21 protein-coding genes, 1 other RNA gene and 1 riboswitch are annotated in these 18,728 nt (G+C 43.7%); of the genes, 17 read left to right on the forward strand and 5 right to left on the reverse strand.

Translation table 11 applies throughout. The features are described from left to right. Positions 1-36: 36 nt before the first annotated feature. Positions 37-225: a YppF family protein gene (locus ACMX2I_RS09935; protein ID WP_003225611.1), complete on the reverse strand. Its 189-nt coding sequence runs from the start codon at positions 223-225 to the stop codon at positions 37-39. A 186-nt stretch (positions 226-411) separates the two neighbouring features. Between ACMX2I_RS09935 and ACMX2I_RS09940 the strand changes: the two genes are divergently transcribed. Then, the gene (locus ACMX2I_RS09940) at positions 412-780 is read left to right on the forward strand and encodes a YppG family protein (protein ID WP_414956807.1); all 369 of its coding nucleotides are present in this window, start codon (positions 412-414) and stop codon (positions 778-780) included. A gap of 20 nt (positions 781-800) precedes the next feature. Here ACMX2I_RS09940 and ACMX2I_RS09945 read toward each other — a convergent pair whose 3' ends face one another. Next, the gene (locus ACMX2I_RS09945; protein WP_087990500.1) at positions 801-1,220 is read right to left on the reverse strand and encodes an Hsp20/alpha crystallin family protein; all 420 of its coding nucleotides are present in this window, start codon (positions 1,218-1,220) and stop codon (positions 801-803) included. Between the two features lie 137 nt (positions 1,221-1,357). Between ACMX2I_RS09945 and ACMX2I_RS09950 the strand changes: the two genes are divergently transcribed. From ACMX2I_RS09950 to ACMX2I_RS09990, 9 genes are all read left to right on the forward strand, one after another. Further along, positions 1,358-1,864, forward strand: coding sequence for a PTS sugar transporter subunit IIA (locus ACMX2I_RS09950; RefSeq protein ID WP_414956808.1), 507 nt, complete (start codon positions 1,358-1,360; stop codon positions 1,862-1,864). Between the two features lie 102 nt (positions 1,865-1,966). Continuing rightward, positions 1,967-4,216 (forward strand): ATP-dependent helicase MrfA, encoded by a 2,250-nt coding sequence (mrfA, locus tag ACMX2I_RS09955; protein ID WP_253268398.1) that lies wholly within the window; start codon positions 1,967-1,969, stop codon positions 4,214-4,216. 15 nt (positions 4,217-4,231) lie between these two features. Continuing rightward, complete coding sequence (locus tag ACMX2I_RS09960; RefSeq protein ID WP_414956809.1) at positions 4,232-5,485, forward strand: ribonuclease H-like domain-containing protein; 1,254 nt, start codon at positions 4,232-4,234, stop codon at positions 5,483-5,485. Between the two features lie 99 nt (positions 5,486-5,584). Then, positions 5,585-5,713, forward strand: a complete 129-nt coding sequence (locus tag ACMX2I_RS09965) for a hypothetical protein (protein WP_003230707.1) — start codon at positions 5,585-5,587, stop codon at positions 5,711-5,713. A gap of 83 nt (positions 5,714-5,796) precedes the next feature. Then, the gene (gene cotD / locus ACMX2I_RS09970; RefSeq protein ID WP_087990497.1) at positions 5,797-6,021 is read left to right on the forward strand and encodes a spore coat protein CotD; all 225 of its coding nucleotides are present in this window, start codon (positions 5,797-5,799) and stop codon (positions 6,019-6,021) included. Between the two features lie 88 nt (positions 6,022-6,109). Then, entirely contained in the window at positions 6,110-6,655 is a 546-nt protein-coding gene (locus ACMX2I_RS09975) for a DUF1273 domain-containing protein (RefSeq protein WP_414956810.1), read from the forward strand. 77 nt (positions 6,656-6,732) lie between these two features. Further along, positions 6,733-7,029 carry a cell division regulator GpsB gene (gene gpsB, locus ACMX2I_RS09980; protein WP_003225629.1) on the forward strand — a complete coding sequence of 99 codons (297 nt, stop codon included), beginning with the start codon at positions 6,733-6,735 and terminating at the stop codon, positions 7,027-7,029. Between the two features lie 65 nt (positions 7,030-7,094). Then, positions 7,095-7,477: RNase P RNA component class B (rnpB, locus tag ACMX2I_RS09985), an RNA gene on the forward strand. A 100-nt stretch (positions 7,478-7,577) separates the two neighbouring features. Then, the gene (locus ACMX2I_RS09990; RefSeq protein WP_394716112.1) at positions 7,578-8,735 is read left to right on the forward strand and encodes a THUMP domain-containing class I SAM-dependent RNA methyltransferase; all 1,158 of its coding nucleotides are present in this window, start codon (positions 7,578-7,580) and stop codon (positions 8,733-8,735) included. 52 nt (positions 8,736-8,787) lie between these two features. Here the strand turns inward: ACMX2I_RS09990 and ACMX2I_RS09995 are convergent, their stop codons facing one another. Further along, positions 8,788-8,940: a YpzG family protein gene (locus ACMX2I_RS09995; protein WP_010327933.1), complete on the reverse strand. Its 153-nt coding sequence runs from the start codon at positions 8,938-8,940 to the stop codon at positions 8,788-8,790. A 163-nt stretch (positions 8,941-9,103) separates the two neighbouring features. Here ACMX2I_RS09995 and ACMX2I_RS10000 point away from each other — a divergent pair, with 163 nt between their 5' ends. Next, positions 9,104-9,295, forward strand: a complete 192-nt coding sequence (locus ACMX2I_RS10000) for a hypothetical protein (RefSeq protein ID WP_394716242.1) — start codon at positions 9,104-9,106, stop codon at positions 9,293-9,295. Between the two features lie 103 nt (positions 9,296-9,398). Beyond that, on the forward strand, positions 9,399-11,324 hold the full coding sequence (locus ACMX2I_RS10005) for an ATP-dependent DNA helicase (protein ID WP_414956811.1): 1,926 nt from the start codon (positions 9,399-9,401) through the stop codon (positions 11,322-11,324). 43 nt (positions 11,325-11,367) lie between these two features. Here the strand turns inward: ACMX2I_RS10005 and kduD are convergent, their stop codons facing one another. Further along, entirely contained in the window at positions 11,368-12,132 is a 765-nt protein-coding gene (gene kduD, locus ACMX2I_RS10010; protein WP_414956812.1) for a 2-dehydro-3-deoxy-D-gluconate 5-dehydrogenase KduD, read from the reverse strand. A gap of 1 nt (position 12,133) precedes the next feature. After that, complete coding sequence (gene kduI, locus ACMX2I_RS10015) at positions 12,134-12,961, reverse strand: 5-dehydro-4-deoxy-D-glucuronate isomerase (protein WP_414956813.1); 828 nt, start codon at positions 12,959-12,961, stop codon at positions 12,134-12,136. 222 nt (positions 12,962-13,183) lie between these two features. Here kduI and kdgR point away from each other — a divergent pair, with 222 nt between their 5' ends. From kdgR to ypwA, 5 genes are all read left to right on the forward strand, one after another. Next, positions 13,184-14,203, forward strand: a complete 1,020-nt coding sequence (kdgR, locus tag ACMX2I_RS10020) for a pectin utilization transcriptional regulator KdgR (protein ID WP_414956814.1) — start codon at positions 13,184-13,186, stop codon at positions 14,201-14,203. Positions 14,204-14,240: 37 nt separating this feature from the next. Then, positions 14,241-15,215: a 2-dehydro-3-deoxygluconokinase gene (gene kdgK, locus ACMX2I_RS10025; RefSeq protein ID WP_414956815.1), complete on the forward strand. Its 975-nt coding sequence runs from the start codon at positions 14,241-14,243 to the stop codon at positions 15,213-15,215. 1 nt (position 15,216) lies between these two features. Beyond that, positions 15,217-15,807 carry a bifunctional 4-hydroxy-2-oxoglutarate aldolase/2-dehydro-3-deoxy-phosphogluconate aldolase gene (gene eda, locus ACMX2I_RS10030; RefSeq protein ID WP_414956816.1) on the forward strand — a complete coding sequence of 197 codons (591 nt, stop codon included), beginning with the start codon at positions 15,217-15,219 and terminating at the stop codon, positions 15,805-15,807. Positions 15,808-15,848: 41 nt separating this feature from the next. Continuing rightward, a complete protein-coding gene (gene kdgT / locus ACMX2I_RS10035; protein ID WP_414956817.1) occupies positions 15,849-16,841 on the forward strand; it encodes a 2-keto-3-deoxygluconate transporter in 993 nt (330 codons plus the stop codon). 112 nt (positions 16,842-16,953) lie between these two features. Beyond that, entirely contained in the window at positions 16,954-18,459 is a 1,506-nt protein-coding gene (gene ypwA, locus ACMX2I_RS10040; protein WP_414956818.1) for a carboxypeptidase, read from the forward strand. Between the two features lie 140 nt (positions 18,460-18,599). Continuing rightward, positions 18,600-18,699, forward strand: a riboswitch (purine riboswitch). The last annotated feature ends 29 nt before the right edge of the window (positions 18,700-18,728 follow it).

Genomic DNA, 18,728 nt, shown 5'->3' on the forward strand with positions numbered 1-18,728 from the left:
CTGTCTTCTTTTAAGTTTGTTGTAGGGGGCCGGACGTTAATTCAACTCATATGCCGGGCTTTCTGCTCCATTTGCTTCGAGAACCTTCATACTGTTACGAAACTCAGTTGTGCTGAGATGTCCTTGAATATAGAGGAACTTGGCGAAGTCCATCAGTTTATTCATACAGTCTGTTTCATATTTCTTCATTTCTGCAAAACGTTTGCTTAAGTATGATACGTTCATTATGGTGCATCCCCTCTCATCTGTATTGAAAATATGGTACCATAATGATTCGACTTTTTTCTGTTTTTAAAAAATTTAAACTTTCGACACAATTTGACAAACGCGAATCAGAACCTGTGACACAACCAATAGACTTCATTCATACATATATAGAAGAGAAACATGTTGAGTTTAGGGGGAATCGCAATGAACAGGAGTTCTCAAAGCTATCCTCGGCAAATGGACTATTATTATCCTCAGCAAATGCAAGGATATTATCAGCAGGCAGCACATGGACAATACTGGCCGCAGCAGCATTATGGACAGCAGGATTTTTATCAGCCGCATTCTCCGCTCCAGTCGATGCCTACGCAGCCTCCAGTATTCTCCAACCCTTATCCAATCCCAAGGCCTAACCAGCAGCAACCCTCACAATTTCAAAGTATCATGTCGCAGTTCAAAAAAGCCAACGGGCAGTTTGATTTTAATAAAATGATGGATACGACAGGTCAAGTGATGAGTGCAATGAATCAGGTCGGATCTTTAATAAAGGGATTTACCAGCTTTTTTAAATGATAGAAGCATGAATGAATCACTCATTCATGCTTATTTTTTGGGAAGAAAAGCGTCATTGTCTGCTCGTTCCAAGATGTTTCCATATCTTCTTGGTGTACTTCATAAGGCAGCTGAACCGTTCTGGTCATGCTTGTAAAAGTGGCCTCATTTTGCTGTTTTTGTTTCTCTTGGAGAGTTACATGCAGATACCTCGATTTAATATCAACGATGATCTCGCCATCTCGAAACGTCTCCGGAATCGTGATATCGACATACAGCCCGGTATCTCTTTCTCTGACATGTATGGTCGTCTGTACATCTTTTAAACTCGAGTTGATCAAGTTCTGAAATCCGTTTAATAGGTTGCCGAATGCTGAGGATTGAAAAAGATGGTCCATTGCCTCCGCGATGATTTCTTCTTTCTTTTGCAGTTCGTTCTTTTTGTCATGATTGAATTCCAAATTTGCCACCGCCTTTTTTAACCAGATTATGCGTCTGTGCCAGATGTTGTTATAAATTGAAGCAAAATTGAAAGTGTGGTTAAATAGTGGTGATTGAAGGGATAATGGTTGAGGCGAATGAGAAGGGAGAAAACACATTGCTGAAAAAATTATTCGGAATGGGCAAAACTCAGGAAAAAGTGGCAGAAGAGGTTATTTATTCTCCGGCAGATGGTACGGTAATGGACCTGACTGATGTGCCGGACCCTGTTTTTTCACAGAAAATGATGGGGGAAGGAATAGCGGTGGAACCATCAAACGGTGAAATCGTTTCACCTGTTGAAGGTGAAGTAATTCAGATTTTCCACACCAAACATGCCGTGGGCATTCGGACTCGCTCGGGAATTGAACTGTTAATTCATGTCGGGCTGGAAACAGTCAATATGAACGGAGAAGGCTTTACTGCCCACATGAAAGAAGGGGATAAAGTGAAAGTCGGTGATCCGTTGATTACGTGTGACTTGGAATTAATTAAAGAAAAAGCGAGCAGCACGGTCATCCCGATCGTTATCATGAATGGTGAGGCTGTAGGATCAATTGTGCCGGCAGGCGAAAACGCTGCCCACAAAGGCGAAACAAAGCTTCTCACAATAAAAGCGAAATAAGCAGGGCGCATGCCTTGCTTTTTTTATTCGATTGTATAAAACTTGCACCTAGCCATGCAAACAAATATTCGGTAAACTGTATTTGACAAAGAGGTGTAAAGAATGAAAAGGAAATCACTGACTGAGCTCATTTCTGAGTTAAAAGGAAATGAAAACGTTGTGAATTGGCATGAAATTGAGCCTCGTGAAGCAAGAACAAGGCCGATGCCTGAAAGTATAGACGAAAGAATTAAAGCAGCCCTTTCGAAAAGGGGCATTAATGAACTATATACCCACCAATATTCCGCTTTTCAATATGTGCAAAAAGGAGAAAGCATCGTTACCGTAACGCCAACCGCATCAGGAAAAACATTATGCTATAACCTCCCAGTGTTGCAGTCCATCGCCCGCGACGAAACAAATCGGGCGCTATATTTATTTCCGACTAAAGCGCTGGCGCAAGACCAAAAGAGCGAGCTAAATGAAATCATTGATGAAATGGGCATTGATATTAAAAGCTTTACATATGACGGGGATACGTCTCCGGCAATCAGGCAAAAGGTGAGAAAAGCAGGCCATATTGTCATTACAAACCCCGATATGCTTCATTCTGCCATTCTTCCGCATCATACGAAATGGGTCAGTTTGTTTGAAAACCTTAAGTATATCGTCATCGATGAGCTTCATACGTATCGCGGTGTGTTCGGGAGCCATGTGGCGAATGTGATCCGGCGGCTGAAGCGAATCTGCCGGTTTTACGGAAGTGATCCGGTTTTTATTTGTACTTCCGCAACGATTGCCAACCCGAAGGAATTGGGGGAGCAGCTGACGGGAAAACCGATGCGGCTGGTTGATGACAACGGAGCCCCGAGCGGACGGAAACACTTTGTGTTTTATAATCCGCCAATTGTGAACAAACCGCTGAATATTAGAAAAAGCGCAACAGCAGAAGTGAATGAACTGGCGAAAGAGTTCCTGAAAAACAAAGTGCAGACCATTGTTTTTGCCAGAAGCAGAGTCCGGGTGGAAATTATTTTAAGCCATATTCAGGAGCTTGTGAAAAAAGAGATTGGGACAAAGTCAATCAGAGGCTATCGGGGAGGCTATCTTCCAAAAGAGCGGAGAGAAATCGAAAGAGGTCTGAGAGAAGGCGAGATTTTAGGAGTGGTCAGTACGAATGCCTTAGAGCTTGGTGTTGATATTGGCCAGCTGCAAGTGTGTGTGATGACGGGTTATCCTGGAAGTGTGGCAAGTGCATGGCAGCAGGCGGGACGAGCCGGCAGAAGGCACGGTGAGTCTTTGATTATCATGGTCGCCAATTCAACGCCGATTGACCAATATATTGTGCGGCACCCCGAATACTTCTTTAACCGTTCGCCGGAATCTGCAAGAATCAATCCGGAGAATTTGATTATTTTAGTAGACCATTTAAAGTGTGCGGCTTATGAGCTTCCTTTTAGAGCTGATGAAGAGTTTGGGCCGATGGATGTAAGTGATATTCTTGAGTACCTTCAGGAAGAGGCCGTTCTTCACCGCAACGGCGAACGGTATCATTGGGCAAGTGAATCGTTCCCCGCATCAAATATCAGTTTACGTTCCGCTTCACAAGAAAATGTCGTCATTGTTGATCAGTCAGATATTGCAAATGTGCGGATTATCGGTGAAATGGATCGTTTTAGCGCGATGACGCTTTTACATGATGAAGCGATTTATTTGCATGAAGGGGTGCAATATCAAGTAGAGAAGCTTGATTGGGACCATAAAAAGGCTTATGTCAGAAACGTCGATGTCGAGTATTACACGGATGCCAACCTGGCAGTTCAGCTGAAAGTATTAGAAGTTGATAAAACGAACGAAAAAAGCAGTATGTCATTGCACTATGGTGACGTCACTGTCAATGCCCTGCCGACCATTTTTAAAAAAATTAAAATGACCACCTTTGAAAATATTGGCTCAGGCCCTATTCATTTGCCGGAAGAAGAACTGCATACAAGTGCAGCTTGGCTCGAAATCAAAACAGCAGACGAAGATATCGGGGAAAAGACGCTGGAACAGCTTCTTCTTGGCATCTCGAATGTGCTGCAGCATATTGTCCCTGTGTATATCATGTGTGATCGAAACGATGTGCATGTCGTTTCTCAAATTAAAGCGGCCCATACCGGATTGCCGACCATCTTTTTGTACGATCATTATCCGGGCGGTATCGGTTTGGCCGAGGAAGTCTACAAACGTTTTTCAGACATAAACGAAGCGGCGAAACAGCTTATTAAACAATGTCCTTGTCACGATGGCTGTCCGTCTTGTATAGGAACCGAAATAGAAGGGATAAAAGCAAAGGAAAGAATTTTGCAGCTGTTGGATCAAATGTCGTAAGGAGGGAGGTCAGATATGTCATTAAAAGGGAAACTCCAGCGAATGAAAAAGCATATGGTGCTTGATGAAGGGGAATATAAAATAGAAAAAGGCGAACAAGAAAACAAACTCGTTGAGAACCATGCTGAGATTCCATTTTTAGAAGAGTGGGAGGCTTTTGGTATGAAGCCTTTTTTCTTCGAAGATGAGTACTGCCTCATTAGAGAAGTAGAATATCCGCTTTCTCACCGGCATGGGTTATACCGTTTTTCTGAACTTGATGAAGTGATTGCATTGTGGAATCAAAGCTGCCTGGCGCATACTTTGTCAGCAAAAGGGTATAACAAAAACAGTCTCTTTTTCTTTGATACGGAAACAACCGGTCTTGGAGGTGGCGCCGGAAATACCATTTTTTTGCTGGGCCATGCGAGAGTATATGAAGACCGAGTGACAGTCAAACAGCATCTTTTGCCCAAGCCGGGAAATGAAGTCGCCTTGTATCAAAGCTTTTTAAGCGAGGTTGACATTACATCACTCGTGACCTACAACGGTAAAGCCTTTGATTGGCCGCAGGTGAAAACAAGGCACACATTGATCCGCGACAGACTTCCGAATCTCCCGGAGTTCGGCCACTTTGACCTGCTGCACGGAGCAAGACGCTTGTGGAAACACAAAATGGACCGCGTATCGCTTGGCACGGTTGAAAAAGAGGAGCTCGGTATCCGCAGGCAAGAAGATACACCGGGCTACTTGGCGCCAATGCTTTACTTTCATTTTATCAAGGCGCAAGAGCCGGATCTTCTAAAAGGTGTTCTGCATCATAATGAAATGGATGTGCTATCGCTCATTTCATTGTACATTCATATGTCTAAAAAAATTCTCTCTGAATCACATGCGCCAAAAGAGCACAGTGAAGCTTATGCGATGGCGAAATGGTTTATGGCCCATAAAGAAACGGATCAAGCGGTCAAACAGCTGGAAAGGCTTAAAGAAAAGCCGTTTGAGGGTCAGGATAGGGCCCGGCTGGATTTATCACTACTGTACAAAAAACAAAACCGGTTGGAGGAGGCAGTGCCGCTTTGGGAAAAGCTGTCCCGTTCCCAAAATCAGAAGTGCAGATACACCGCTGTGATAGAGCTTGCGAAATTTTTTGAGCATAAGAAAAAAGAGTTCGGAAAAGCCCTGCGTATAGCAGAACAATTACTTAGCAATGAGGCGTTTTTATCAGAAAAAGAAGTTGAAAATCTGCATGTAAGAATTGCGCGGCTGAAGAGGAAATATTCCTCTTAAATATTCCCCGGGAAAGCGCAAAAGATGACTTCTTTCGCCAAGAATTTTTTTGCTGGATTCACATCGATTTTGTTGTAGAATACCGGCGAATCCTGTAAAATGACGTTAGTTATTTTTAAAGGGAGAGTTGGTATGTATAAGGGTGTTTTTTATTTGTTCTTTGTCGTTGTTTTTTTGATTGCTTTCGTATTTTCAAACTTTAAAGACAGCTTAATTGCACACTTTTAAAATAGGTCATTGCATCAGAACATGTACCCCCTATTTTTCATAACTTAGTATTGTAATAAAGTTTATGGAAAGGGGATTTAATCATGCATCACTGCAGACCGCACATGATGGCGCCGATTGTCCATCCTACTCATTGCTGTGAAAACCATACGTTTTCAAATACTATCGTGCCGCATATTCACCCACAGCACACAACAAACGTAAATCACCAGCATTTTCAGCACGTTCACTACTTTCCACACACTTTCTCAAACGTTGATACGGCTACGCATCAACATTTTCAAGCGAGAAGACCTTTCTTCGACTAGTATGGAAACGTGCAGCTTGATGGTGGAAACAACAGCACATCAAAATGGGGCCCAATGGGGAGCCCCATTTTTTAAAGCAGGTGAAATAATGAAAGTATTGGCAGTAACAGGATACAAGCCATTTGAACTCGGGATTTTTAAACAGGATGACAAAGCGTTGTATTACATAAAAAAAGCCATTAAGAACCGGCTGATTGCTTTTTTAGATGAAGGACTGGAATGGATTTTAATTTCGGGCCAGCTCGGAGCCGAACTCTGGGCGGCTGAAGCTGCCTATGATCTGCAGGAGGAATACCCTGATTTAAAGGTAGCTGTGATTACCCCTTTTTACGATCAGGAAAAGAACTGGAAAGAACCTAATAAAGAGCTTTATGAAGCTGTTCTGGCACAGGCTGACTATGAAGAAAGCCTGACTCACAGGCCATATGAAAGCCCGCTTCAGTTTAAACAAAAAAATCAGTTCTTCATTGAGAAATCAGATGCGCTTATGCTTTTATATGATTCGGAAATGGAAGGCTCTCCAAAGTATATGCTTGAGACAGCGGAAAAGCGACGCGAACAGGACGGCTACCCCGTTTACTTTATTACAATGGATGACTTGAGAGTGACAGTAGAGGAAGACAGCTACTCATAACAAAGAAAGAGAAATTTGACAACCGTACAGATTTCTGAAAAAATATAGTTGATGATTCACGATACGAGGTGAAAAAGATGCTTGCTGATAAAGTAAAGCTTTCTGCGAAAGAAATTTTGGAAAAAGAATTTAAAACAGGCGTTAGAGGCTACAAGCAAGAAGACGTTGACAAATTTTTAGATATGATTATTAAGGATTATGAAACCTTCCATCAAGAAATTGAAGAACTGCAGCAGGAAAATCTGCAGCTGAAAAAACAGCTTGAAGAAGCCAGCAAAAAACAGCCGGTGCAATCTAACACAACGAACTTTGATATTTTAAAACGGCTGTCTAACTTAGAAAAACACGTTTTTGGCAGCAAACTTTATGATTGATCGTGCTTGAAAAAAATGGCACTTGTAAATTGCAATCAGTTGTTATATAATAATTCATGTTCTTAACGTTCGGGTAATCGCTGCAGATCTTGAATCTGTAGAGGAAAGTCCATGCTCGCACGGTGCTGAGATGCCCGTAGTGTTCGTGCCTAGCGAAGTCATAAGCTAGGGCAGCCTTGATAGGCTGACGGCAGGAAAAAAGCCTACGTCCTTTGGATATGGCTGAGTATCCTTGAAAGTGCCACAGTGACGAAGTCTCACTAGAAATGGTGAGAGTGGAACGCGGTAAACCCCTCGAGCGAGAAACCCAAATTTTGGTAGGGGAACCTTCTTAACGGAATTCAACGGAGAGAAGGACAGAATACTTTCTGTAGATAGATGATTGCCGCCTGAGTACGAGGTGATGAGCCGCTTGCAGTACGACGGAAACAAAACATGGCTTACAGAACGTTAGACCACTTACATTTAAAATGATGAAAACAAGCTCTCCCGTATAAGGAGAGCTTTTATCTTGAAAAGAGAAAAGTTTTAAAAGACAGGGTGATACGATGAAGAAGTATACACTAATTGCAACGGCGCCGATGGGCATTGAAGCTGTTGTCGCAAAGGAAGTACGAGACTTAGGATACGAATGCAAGGTTGATAACGGAAAAATTATTTTTGAAGGTGATGCGCTTGCCATTTGCCGTGCAAACCTTTGGCTTAGAACAGCCGACCGCATAAAGGTTCAGGTTGCTTCTTTTAAAGCGAAAACATTTGATGAACTGTTTGAAAAAACGAAAGCGATTAACTGGCGCTCATTTATACCTGAAAACGGGAAATTCCCTGTCATTGGGAAATCAGTGAAATCGACACTTGCAAGCGTTCCTGACTGTCAGCGGATCGTCAAAAAAGCAATTGTCGAAAAGCTCAAGCTTCAGTCCGGCAAAGCCAATGACTGGATTGAAGAAACAGGTGCCGAGTATAAGGTTGAAATTTCTTTATTGAAAGATCAGGCGGTTATAACGCTCGATTCCTCAGGGACAGGCCTCCACAAACGAGGATACCGTGTCGATCAGGGCGGCGCGCCGATTAAAGAAACACTTGCTGCCGCTTTAGTTCAACTAACAAATTGGACCCCGGACCGTCCGTTTGTTGATCCTTTCTGCGGTTCTGGAACGATCGCGATTGAAGCCGCGTTAATCGGCCAAAACATCGCCCCGGGTTTTAACCGTGATTTTGTCTCAGAGGATTGGGAATGGATCGGTAAAGAGCAGTGGGACAAAGCGCGCCTTGAAGTCGAAGAAAAAGCGAACTATGACCAGCCGCTTACGATTTTCGGAAGCGACATAGACCACCGCATGGTTCAAATCGCAAAAGAGAATGCAGAAGAAGCAGGCTTGGGAGATTTAATCGAATTTAAGCAGATGCAGGTCAAAGACTTCACGACAAATCTGGAGTTTGGGGTAATTGTCGGAAACCCGCCATACGGAGAGCGTCTCGGCGAGAAAAAAGCTGTTGAGCAGATGTACAAAGAAATGGGACAGGCATTCGAACCGCTTGATAGCTGGTCTGTGTATATGCTGACATCAAATGAGAATTTTGAGGAAGCATACGGCAGAAAAGCGACGAAGAAACGAAAGCTCTTTAACGGATTTATTAAAACGGATTATTATCAATACTGGTCAAAAGTAAGACCGCAGCGCACGAAAACAGAAAACGAATAAAAAGAAGACGCTTTGCATGCGTCTTCTTTCGTCTTTCAGCTATATTCTATCGTTACCAACGGTGCGCTTTCGCGTTGCTTCTCAATATAATGTTGGTTTGGGACATTTCAGTGTGACCGTTTACTTGAGACTTAGAACGTTTAGGCCGCGTCCAATTGTGATGAAACAGCTCAGAATGCTGATCTAATCGATTTCTATAACTCATGTCAACATCACTCCCTGATAGAATATTGTTGATAAGACGGATAATCCGGGTACCGGAATATCAATTGTAGTTTGCGCATGTTTCGGTGATAACATGCGGGAAGCATGTATATAAAATGAAAAGTTCGCATACAATGATGATTATTTCCATCAGAGGTGATCTCATGCTGAACAGCGAACATTTTAATCTTATTCAAAGGGCGCTTGACGCAACAGCAAACGAGCTGAACGAGCTCGGAGTTGATTTGTCTCCGTCCGTGATTTCCCATGCGCAAAACGATTTAGAAAAAGCGGTGGAACATATTTATTCAACAGACCATCCTTTTTTATCTTCGCATGTGATCAATCGAAAGTAAGCTGCAAAAAAACTTGGCAATGCCAAGTTTTTTTATTGTATTCATCAGTGGGAAATGATATTATTGATGGTCTGAATGTCGAATAGTTGGGGGTTGGAACTAGGTGACAACATCACGTTTGCCTTTTTCTTTAACGAAAACAAAGAATTTTTATGAAGAATTGAACAATTGGATTGGTGACGTGTTTTACGATATCCTTCCCGAAAAAGGGTTTGATCTTCGGGATGAGCAAGTATTTATGGCTTTTCAGCTGGAGCGAGCGTTTAAAGAGAAAAAAGTCATGTTTGCCGAAGCTGGAGTGGGAACGGGGAAAACACTGGTTTATCTTCTTTTTGCGATCAGCTATGCAAGATATGTCGGCAAACCCGCCATTATCGCTTGTGCTGATGAAACATTAATCGAACAGCTAGTGAAAAAAGAAGGCGATATTTCGAAGCTTGCTGAGCATTTGGATCTGAAAATTGATACAAGACTGTCGAAATCACATGAGCAATATTTATGCTTAAAGAAGCTTGAAAAAACAATGCAGCGCTCCGATGATGATAAATGGCTGGATCTTTATGAGTCGTTACCGTCATTTGTCCATGAATCACAGGCGATGCAGCGCTTTTATCCGTATGGCGACCGTAAGCAGTATGCCAATCTGTCAAATGAAGAATGGTCTGAAGTAAGCTATGATTCGTTTCAGGATTGTCTGACTTGTGATATGAGGCACAGATGCGGTTTGACGCTTTCCAGAGATCACTACCGCAAGTCAACAGACTTGATCATTTGTTCCCATGATTTTTATATGGAGCATGTGTGGACGGAAGAATCCCGTAAACGAGAGGGACAGCTGCCGCTCTTGCCTGATCATAGTGCGGTTGTATTTGATGAAGGGCATCTGTTAGAGTTTGCCGCACAAAAAGCGTTAACCTACAGAGTAAAGCAGTCTACTCTTGAATTGTTTTTAGAACGTTTGCTTCAAAATGACATCAGAGAAGAGTTTGCTGAATTGATTGAAGATGCGCTTGCTGCGAACGACGAATTTTTCTATGTTCTTTCTAAAGAATCTAAAGAAGTAGCCGGTTCACACCGTTTAGAAATACAAAATGACCACCGTGTCAAAAAGGCGGCGGACGAGCTTTGCCGTTTGCTTGAAAAAATCGGTGAGGCTCTCGTGATTGAGTCTGAGATGTACACAATTGATCAATACGAGCTGTCAGTTGTGGAAGAATATGTAGAACAAATGGCGTATTCATTATCCCTATATCAAAAGGATGCGATCAGCTGGCTGGAGAAAAAAGAAGCAGAATCAACTTTTGTTGTCATGCCGAGAACGGTAGCAGAAGTGCTGGGTGAAAAAGTGTTTTCCAAGAAAATTCCTCATATCTTTTCTTCTGCTACGCTGTCAGAAGGCGGATCGTTTGATTATATTGCCGACAGCCTCGGGATTCATGATTATTTGTCGTTAACTGTTGATTCTCCATATGATTATGACGAGCAAATGACCGTTAATCTATATGCGAAAACAGATATGACAGCCGAACAAAAAACGGCTGAAACGATTGAAACGATCAAGCGTTATAAAGGCAGAACGCTGATGCTTTTCCCTTCTTTTGAGGAATTAAACGAGTTTAAGCAGCTGTCAGCGGCTTGGGAGCTGCCGTATCCGATTTACTTTGAAGGCGATGAGGAAATCAGCGGCTTAGTGGAGAAATTCCAAGAGAAAGAGGAAACCGTACTATGTTCGGTTCACTTATGGGAAGGACTCGATATTCCCGGTGACGCATTGAAGAATGTGACCATTTGGTCATTGCCATTCCCGCCTCATGATCCTGTTTTTACAGCGAAACGCAACGGGGCAAAAAAAGATCCGTTCGAAGAAGTTGATCTGCCATATATGTTATTACGCATGCGGCAGGGCATCGGGCGTCTGATTCGTTCCAATCAAGACAGCGGCTCGATCCACATTTACGCTGGCGGAGAAAATGAACGCATCATTGATGAAGTCAAAAAGGTGTTGCCTGTTGAACCGCAAATAATCTAATAGAAAAAAGCTGACGATCGTATTCGTCAGCTTTTTTATTTTGTCAGCGGGATAGCCAGCCGCCGTCAACGGCCAAAATATGCCCATTTACATAATCTGAAGCGCGTGATGCCAGAAAGACTGCTGTTCCGCCGATATCATCCGCTTTGCCCCAGCGTCCGGCGGGGATTCTCTTTAAAATGTCCTCATTTCGTTTTTCATCATCGCGTATAGGCTGTGTATTGGCGGTAGAAATATAACCAGGGGCGATAGCGTTAACTTGAACACCGGACGCTGCCCACTCATTAGCAAATGATTTAGTTAAACCGGCAACCGCGTGTTTGCTCGCCGTATATGCAGGAACGAGAATACCGCCTTGAAAAGACAGAAGGGAGGCGATGTTAATAACCTTTCCATAGCCTCTGTTCAGCATGTGACTGCCTGCCAGCTGTGTCAGAATAAACAAGCTGTTTAGATTGACATTCAGTACGTGATGCCAGTTCTCTTCTGCGAAATGTTCCGCTTTTTCTCGGTGAATAATGCCGGCATTATTGACAAGGATGTCGATTTGGCGGCTTTCAAACAGCTCAGCTGCAGAATTCTTTATCGCTTCCGGCTTGCTCATATCCAATGTAAAAGATGTAAAGGTACGGCCTTCCTGTTCCACAAGCTGTTGTGTTTCAGTCAGGCTGCTTTTATGTGATGTGCCGATAATATCGGCGCCAGCCCCCGCCAGCGCTTTGGCAATTCCTTGACCGATTCCTGTTCCCGGGCCTGTCACCAGCGCTGTTTTTCCTTCTAATGAAAAGGTACCATGTAGATAACTCATCTTATTTCAGCCCATCCATCGGGACGGCATCCATGTCCGTAAATGTGTAATTTTCTCCAGCCATCGCCCACACAAAGCTGTAGTTCGAAGTTCCTGCGCCAGAGTGAATAGACCAGGCAGGAGAAAGGACAGCCTGTTCATTTCCGACAACAAGATGGCGCGTTTCATCCGGCTGGCCCATGAAGTGAAACACCTTTGAATCTTTCTCAAGATCAAGGTAAAGGTAAGCCTCCATCCGGCGGTCATGGACGTGGGCCGGCATGGTATTCCAGTTGTTGTTTTGATCTAGCATCGTAATTCCCATCATAAGCTGACAGCTTTTAATGCCATCTTGATGAATGACTTTGTACAGGCTTCTGACATTAGAGGATGCCTCATCGCCAAGGCGGTCCGGTGTCAGTTCGGAAAGAGCGGCTTTTTGTGTCGGATAGCTATGATGAGCACCAGCGGAGACGAAGTAAAACTTAGCTTTGCCTCCGTTCAGGTTTGTAAACGTTACATCCTGATTGCCCATTCCGATATAAAGAAAATCCTTTGTTTGAAGCACATATTCATCATCACCAACCCTGACAGCGCCAGGATGGCCAACATTAATAATCCCGATTTCACGTCGTTCCAAAAAGAAGTCTGTTTTAAGGAAATCTCCGGCATCAAGCTTCAGTTCACTTTGCCCCGGAGCTGCTCCGCCGATGACAACCCGGTCTTCATGTGAGTAATACATCGTAAGTTTGTTTTCCGTAAACAAAGTATCCATTAAGAAATGACTGCGAAGCTCCTCTGTTGTAAAGCGTTTGACTTGTTCAGGGTGTACAGAATAACGATTTTTCATTGTGTTTCCCCCTTGATTAAGATTTCAGCATCACTTGAATGAAAATATTTTGGTAACGGTTTCAAAGAAAATTTTAGGATAAATAGTGAAAAGAGTCAATGTTAAAATTGTTAAGAGGGACATTTTTGAAAAAACTCTTTCCGAATTTTAAAAATATGGTATTCTTGTGTTGTAACGGTTTTGGGATCGGTTTCAAATATAAGATGATACAGGAGCACTTGAATGAAAAAGAAAACAACAGGCCATACGACTATCAAAGATGTAGCTGAATGTGCAGGAGTTTCGAAATCAACAGTTTCCCGCTATATCAACGGAAAAATTGATGCGATTTCTCCTGAAAAAGTGAAAAACATTAAGAAGGCAATCGCAGAATTGAATTATCGGCCAAGTAAAATGGCACAGGGTTTAAAAATAAAAAAAAGCAAATTAATCGGATTTGTTGTAGCTGACATTACAAACCCTTTTTCAGTCGCGGCTTTCAGGGGAGTCGAAGAGATTTGTGATCAATATGGCTACAGCATTATGGTGTGCAACACAGATAACAGTCCTGAAAAAGAGCGGGAAATGCTCCTAAAGCTTGAAGCCCATTCGGTTGAAGGGCTGATTTTAAACGCAACGGGAGAAAACAAGGATGCACTGCACACCTTTGCAGAGCAGCAAATTCCCACGATATTAATTGACCGGAAACTTCCGGATCTGAAACTGGATACGGTAACAACTGACAATAGAAGGATCACAAAAGAGATACTTCAGAAGATTTACAGCAAAGGATACACTGATGTCGCACTGTTTAGCGAACCGATTTCATCTATCAGCCCTCGTGCAGAAAGAGCAGCTGTGTACCAGGAAATGGCTTCGGCTCAAAATGCGAACGGGCTTGTCAGAATGTATGAAATTGACGTAAAAAACAAGGAGCAGCTTAAGGCGGCGCTTCGTTCTTTTCACAAGGAAATGCCGGAGCAAAAAAAAGCGATTCTGGCCTTGAACGGCCTAATTATGCTGAAAATCATCAGCTGTATGGAAGAGCTCGGCCTGCTCATCCCTCAAGATATAGGGATTGCAGGGTTCGATGATACGGAATGGTATAAACTGATCGGTCCGGGCATTACAACGATTGCCCAGCCGTCACATGATATGGGCAGGACGGCGATGGAACGTGTATTAAAAAGGATTGAAGGTGACAAGGGAGCGCCTCAAACCATTGAATTAGAGGCGGAAGTCATCATGAGACAGTCACTTTAATCCTAGATGCCCTCAACTGAAGAGGAGGTTGGGAGAGATGAAGCTTGATGCGGTGACATTTGGGGAATCGATGGCCATGTTTTATGCAAATGAGTACGGAGGCCTTCATGAAGTATCCACTTTTTCTAAAGGGCTGGCCGGAGCAGAAAGCAATGTCGCTTGCGGTCTGGCCAGACTTGGATTTCAGGTGGGATGGATGAGCAAGGTCGGCAATGATCAGCTCGGAACATTTATTTTACAGGAGCTTAAAAAAGAGGGAGTGGATGTGTCCCGCGTAATCCGCTCGCAGGACGGAAATCCCACCGGCCTGCTGCTGAAGTCAAAAGTGAAAGAAGGCGATCCGCAAGTTTCCTATTACAGGAAACACTCAGCTGCAAGCACACTAACGTCTGCTGAATATCCGAGAGATTATTTTCAATGCGCGGGCCATTTGCATGTGACAGGTATTCCCCCAGCCTTATCCGCTGAAATGAAAGACTTTTCCTACCACGTGATGAAGGATTTGAAACATGCTGGGAAAACGGTATCGTTAGATCCCAATTTAAGGCCTTCGCTTTGGCCTGATCAAGCAACGATGGCCCAAACGATCAATGATCTGGCGGGGCTTGCAGATTGGTTTTTCCCGGGGATCGCAGAGGGGGAGCTGTTGACCGGAGAAAAAACACCTGAGGGTATTGCCGATTATTATCTGAAAAAAGGTGTCAGCTTTGTTGCTATTAAACTCGGAAAAGAAGGCGCTTACTTTAAAACAAGGGAAAGTGAAGGGTTTGCAGAAGGCTTCCGTGTTGAACAGGTGGTTGATACGGTCGGTGCCGGAGACGGATTTGCAGTCGGTGTGATCAGCGGCATCCTTGACGGTTTGTCGTACAAGAATGCGGTTCAAAGAGGAAATGCGATTGGCGCTTTGCAAGTGCAGGCACCGGGGGATATGGACGGCCTGCCGACCAGGGAGAAATTAGCTGCGTTTTTATCTGCTCAAAGAACGGTTTACCAAAAGAAAGGGGGTTATTAATATGGAGTCCAAAAACGTTGAAAACCGTCTGAATGAAGCAAGGCTGATTGCAGTCATTCGATCCAAGGATAAACAGGAGGCCTGTCAGCAGATTGAGAGCTTACTAGATAAAGGGGTTCGTGCAGTTGAAGTGACTTATACGACGCCCGGGGCATCGAGTATTATCAAATCATTCCGTGACAGAGAAGATATCTTAATCGGCGCGGGCACAGTCATCACTGCGCAGCAAGCGGGAGAAGCTGCTGAGGCTGGTGCGCAATTTATTGTCAGTCCGGGTTTTTCACCTGACCTCGCTGAACATCTTTCGTTTTTGAAGACACATTATATCCCCGGTGTATTGACACCAAGCGAAATTATGGAAGCGCTGACATGCGGTTATACTACATTAAAGCTGTTCCCAAGCGGTGTGTTTGGCATCCCGTTTATGAAAAATTTAGCAGGCCCTTTCCCGCAGGTGACCTTTATTCCAACAGGCGGGATACATCCGTCTGAAGTGCCGGATTGGCTCAAGGCCGGAGCAGGCGCCGTTGGTGTCGGCAGCCAGCTGGACAGCTGTTCAAAAGAGGATTTGCAGGCTGTTTTCCAAGTGTAAGGGTATTGTTTTTTCATAACCGGAGATGGGAGAATCCACATATGAAAATCAAAGCGACAATTGAACGGGTACCTGGAGGAATGATGATTATTCCGCTGTTTCTGGGAGCGGCGCTCAATACGTTTGCGCCTGGAACAGCGGAGTTCTTTGGAGGGTTTACGGGTGCTTTGATTACCGGAACGCTGCCGATACTGGGTGTTTTTATCTTTTGTGTAGGGGCGACGATTGATTTTCGTTCTTCAGGCTATATTGCAAGGAAAGGAATCACATTATTATTGGGGAAGATCGGATTTGCGGCACTTCTCGGCGTGATCGCAGCACAATTTATTCCTGATAATGGCATACAATCCGGTTTTTTTGCAGGGCTTTCTGTTTTAGCAATTGTTGCGGTGATGAATGAAACGAACGGCGGCCTGTATTTGGCGCTCATGAACCATTTGGGAAGAAAAGAGGATGCGGGGGCTTTCGCGTTTATCAGTACAGAATCAGGGCCTTTTATGACCATGGTGACGTTTGGTGTAATGGGGCTTGCGGCATTCCCGTGGGAAACGCTGGCAGCGACGGTCATCCCGTTTTTACTCGGCTGTATACTTGGAAATCTTGATCATGATCTCAGAGACTTATTCAGCAAGGTTGTGCCGGCAATTATCCCGTTTTTTGCCTTTTCGCTCGGCAATACCTTGAATTTTGGAATGCTGATCCAATCAGGGCTGCTTGGGATATTTATCGGTGTTTCGGTCGTCATTTTATCGGGCAGCTCCTTGTTTTTGCTTGATCGTTTTGTCGCGCGGGGAGACGGTGTCGCGGGCGTGGCCGCTTCTTCTACGGCGGGTGCGGCAGTGGCCGTGCCGTATGCATTAGCGGAAGCGAATGCTTCGTTTGCGCCAGTTGCCGAATCAGCAACTGCAATCATAGCGACAAGCGTGATTGTCACCTCGTTGCTAACCCCGCTGGCAACAGTGTGGGTGGATAAAAAAATCAATAAAAAAAAGCGGAAAACACCGCCTCCAAAAAATCAAATGACGATCAACTAAATAAAGAAGGCTGCCGCCAAGAATACCGGCAGCCTCTTATCCAAACAATTTGACTTTCATACACCCTTCCATTAGCCTGTAATGGAACGGCTAGAATAGGGAGGGAATGGATATGGAGATACATACATATGAAAAGGAATTTTTTGATCTTCTAAAAAGAATCTCACACTACAGCGAAGCAGTTGCGTTAATGCACTGGGACTCCAGAACAGGTGCGCCAAAAAACGGTTCAGAGGATCGTGCCGAAAGTATCGGCCAGCTTTCAACAGATATATTTAATATCCAGACATCAGATCGGATGAAGGCGCTTATCGATGCCCTGTATGAACGATTTGATGATTTGTCTGAGGATACGAAGAAGGCAGTGGAGCTGGCGAACAAAGAGTATGAAGAGAATAAAAAAATCCCTGAGGCCGAATACAAGGAATACGTGATTCTGTGTTCAAAGGCAGAAACCGCGTGGGAAGAAGCGAAAGGAAAATCTGATTTCAGCTTATTTTCCCCTTATTTAGAACAGCTGATTGAGTTCAATAAACATTTTATTACATATTGGGGTTATCAAGAGCATCCTTATGATGCATTGCTTGATTTGTTTGAGCCGGGTGTCACGGTAAAGGCCCTTGATCAGCTGTTTGCTGAGCTCAAAGAAGCGATTATTCCGCTTGTTAAACAAGTGACAGCTTCCGGAAATAAACCGGATACAAGCTTTATTACAAAAGCGTTCCCTAAAGAAAAGCAAAAAGAGCTCAGCTTGTATTTTTTGCAGGAGCTTGGCTACGATTTTGATGGGGGACGGCTTGATGAAACGGTTCATCCGTTTGCGACCACGATGAATCGCGGAGACGTCCGGGTCACGACGAGATATGATGAAAAAGATTTCCGTACGGCGATCTTTGGCACCATTCATGAGTGCGGTCACGCCATATACGAGCAAAATATTGACGAAGCACTGAGCGGCACGAACTTGTCAGACGGCGCATCAATGGGAATCCATGAATCTCAATCATTATTTTACGAGAATTTTATTGGCCGAAACAAGCATTTTTGGACACCGTACTACAAGAAGATTCAAGAAGCATCACCTGAACAGTTCAAGGACATTTCTCTGGATGATTTTGTCCGGGCAATCAACGAATCAAAGCCTTCATTCATCAGGGTTGAAGCGGATGAATTGACGTATCCTCTTCATATTATCATCCGTTATGAAATTGAAAAAGCGATTTTCAGCAATGAAGTGTCTGTGGAAGACCTGCCATCGCTTTGGAATCAAAAATACCAAGATTATTTAGGGATTACACCGCAGACGGACGCAGAGGGGATTTTACAGGATGTCCATTGGGCAGGAGGAGATTTTGGCTACTTCCCATCCTATGCGCTCGGCTACATGTATGCGGCCCAGCTGAAACAAAAAATGCTTGAGGATCTTCCTGAATTTGACACCCTCTTGGAAAGAGGGGAATTCCATCCGATTAAACAATGGCTGACGGAAAAGGTGCACATTCACGGAAAACGGAAAAAGCCGTTAGAGATTATTAAAGATGCAACGGGGCAAGAATTGAATGTACGCTATTTGATTGACTATTTGTCAAACAAATATTCAAATCTCTATCTGTCGTAATCAAAAGCCTGGCGGCGCGGCCGTCAGGCTTTTTACGATCAAAAAACTTAAAAGACGAATGATTAAATAGAAAATAAAAATAAAGTTCGGGAATTTCGCTTTTTTGTCTATGCAAGAGATTAGAATCTTGATATAATTTATTACAATATCATAGGAACACTCATATAATCGCGTGGATATGGCACGCAAGTTTCTACCGGACACCATAAATGTCCGACTATGAGTGAGCAATGAGACCGCATCTGTACGGTTTTTTGTTATATCAGCAT

It is taken from the genome of Bacillus sp. SW14 (assembly GCF_047608225.1).
Taxonomy (GTDB): domain Bacteria; phylum Bacillota; class Bacilli; order Bacillales; family Bacillaceae; genus Bacillus; species Bacillus subtilis_G.